This window comes from Bradyrhizobium sp. 139 (assembly GCF_023074175.1).
GTDB lineage: Bacteria > Pseudomonadota > Alphaproteobacteria > Rhizobiales > Xanthobacteraceae > Bradyrhizobium.
This window is the reverse complement of record NZ_JADPKS010000016.1, coordinates 1-2,362: the sequence shown is the minus strand read 5'-3', so window position 1 is coordinate 2,362 and position 2,362 is coordinate 1. Positions and strand designations below refer to the sequence as shown.

Sequence of the window (2,362 nt, the reverse complement as noted above, 5' to 3'; positions counted from 1 at the left end):
CGCTCGCGCCTTGATCTTCTCGAGCAAGGCCAGCAGCCCGGCGTGATCGCCGCCCTCAATCTTGTGGCGTGAGATCCGGTCACGATCCGGACTGTGCAGTGTCACCAGCCAAGTCTTTTGACTCAGTTCGATCGCAACGAAAATTGTGCCAATATGCCCGGCGGTGGGCGTGCTCTCGGTCGATGCTTGCATCAAACTCTCCGATGGTTCGAGTGTGGAAACCCAAACCTATCGGAAAGAGCCCGCTCACCGCCCCATGGAATCTACGGTGTCGTGGGCTTACGCCATGCTCAGCTCGTGCCGTCCCACCACCATCCAGTGCACCTCGTCCGGACCGTCCGCGAAGCGCAGATGGCGGACGTCCTGATACATCTCCGCGAGCGGGGTCCAGTGCGAGATGCCGGTGGCGCCGTGCATCTGGATCGACTGGTCGATGATCTTGCAGGCGCGCTCCGGCACCATGGCCTTGACCATCGAGACCCAGACGCGGGCCTCCTTGTTGCCGAGCACGTCCATGGCCTTCGCCGCCTTCAGCACCATCAGCCGCATCGCCTCGATCTCGCAGCGCGCCTGCGCGATGATCTGCATGTTGCCGCCGAGATGGGCGATCTTCTTGCCGAAGGCTTCGCGGGTGAGGCCACGCTGCACCATCAAATCGAGCGCCTTTTCGGCCTTGCCGATGGTGCGCATGCAATGGTGGATGCGCCCCGGCCCGAGGCGGAGCTGCGAGATCTCGAAGCCGCGGCCTTCGCCGAGCAGCATGTTCTCCTTGGGTACACGGACGTTGTTGAAGCGCATGTGCATGTGGCCGCGTGGCGCGTGGTCCTGGCCGAACACGTACATGGGACCGAGCACCTCGACGCCGGGCGTATCGCGCGGCACCAGGATCTGCGACTGCTGCTTGCTCGGCGCCGCATCCGGATTGGTCTTCACCATCACGATGAGGATCTTGCAGCGAGGATCGCCAACGCCGGAGATGTAGTATTTCTCGCCGTTGATGACCCATTCGTCGCCGACGAGCTTTGCGGTCGTCGAAATGTTCTTGGCGTCGGAGGAGGCGACGTTCGGCTCGGTCATGACATAGGCCGAACGGATCTCGCCGTTCATCAGCGGCTTCAGCCACTTCTCCTTCTGCTCCTTGGTGCCGACTCGCTCCAGCACCTCCATGTTGCCGGTGTCGGGCGCCGAGCAGTTCATGCTCTCGGAGGCCAGCGGGCTCTTGCCGAGCTCGGAGGCGATATAGGCGTAATCGAGATTCTTCAGGCCCTGGCCGGTCTCGTCATCGGGCAGGAAGAAGTTCCAGAGGCCTTCCTTCTTGGCCTTGTTCTTGGCGACCTCGAGCACCTCGAGCTGCTTCGGGGTGAAGCTCCAGCGATCCTCTTTGCCTTCGCCAGCCTTGGCGAACTCGATCGACATCGGCTCGACGGTGTCGCGGATGAATTTCCTGACGTGATCGTAGAGCGGCCGGACCTGGTCCGACATGCGGAGGTCGTTGAGCTCGTCGCCCGGATTGAGGGTGTAGTTGGTGGTGCGGGGTATGTAGGTGTGTTTTGTCATTGTTCCTCCCGGGTCGCAGAGATCGTGCTGGACGAGAGAATAGTCGCAGCGCGGCCAAAGTGCGAGCGCGCATTTTTTCACGCGGCCCATGCCACGCGATGGAATATCGCGAGGCGTTTGAAATGTTGTTTGAATGGTGCCGCCAACATACAGCGGTCATTCCCCACGGAGGCGGGGAATCCAGCACGCCGCGGCTTTTCCGTGAATCGCTGACAGCTCTGGAATACTGGATCGCCCGATCAAGTCGGACGATGACGGCGGAGACTGTGGCACATGCGCGATAGATTCGATCAGTTCGGCATCCGATGCATCGCGCAAATCTTGTTGCCGTCGAGATCGCGCAAATAGGCGATGTAGAGCTTGCCGCCCGGACCCTGACGGATGCCGGGCGGATCCTCGCAAGTCTTGCCGCCGCCGGCGAGACCGGCGGCATGCCAGGCATCGACCTGCTCCGGCGAGTTGCAGGCAAAGCCGATGGTGCCGCCATTCGCACACGTGGCGGCCTCGCCGTTGATCGGCTTCGTCACCGCGAACACGCCGATCTTGGTGATGTAGAAAATGCGATGGCCGTCGATCCTGGCCGGCCGCACCTCGAGCGTGCCGAGCAACTGGTCGTAGAACGCCTTGGCCTTCTCCAGATTGTTGGTGCCGATCATCACGTGTGAAAACATTGCCCTGTCCCCTTCTGCGCTTATGAATTGTGAATTTGTAGATGGGGTAACGGGCCCCGGGCAGCCTTCCAGCCAAGCCGCGCTAGCTACGGCGCTATTTGTGGCGCGCGTCGCGCGGCTTGGTTGGAAGGCAA

At 61.7% G+C, this 2,362-nt stretch carries 2 protein-coding genes and 1 pseudogene; all 3 read right to left on the bottom strand.

Translation table 11 applies throughout. The features are described from left to right. A pseudogene (locus tag IVA80_RS04695) lies at positions 1-192 on the bottom strand (IS110 family transposase); the annotation flags it as partial. An 87-nt stretch (positions 193-279) separates the two neighbouring features. Next, positions 280-1,557: an acyl-CoA dehydrogenase family protein gene (locus tag IVA80_RS04690; RefSeq protein WP_247426051.1), complete on the bottom strand. Its 1,278-nt coding sequence runs from the start codon at positions 1,555-1,557 to the stop codon at positions 280-282. A gap of 290 nt (positions 1,558-1,847) precedes the next feature. Further along, complete coding sequence (locus IVA80_RS04685; RefSeq protein ID WP_247426050.1) at positions 1,848-2,228, bottom strand: VOC family protein; 381 nt, start codon at positions 2,226-2,228, stop codon at positions 1,848-1,850. Between the last annotated feature and the right edge of the window lie 134 nt (positions 2,229-2,362).

Excerpts from the sequence above, each read along its gene's own strand:
- IVA80_RS04690 (WP_247426051.1), bottom strand. The coding sequence starts at position 1,557 with ATGACAAAACACACCTACATACCCCGCACCACCAACTACACCCTCAAT.
- IVA80_RS04685 (WP_247426050.1), bottom strand. The coding sequence starts at position 2,228 with ATGTTTTCACACGTGATGATCGGCACCAACAATCTGGAGAAGGCCAAG.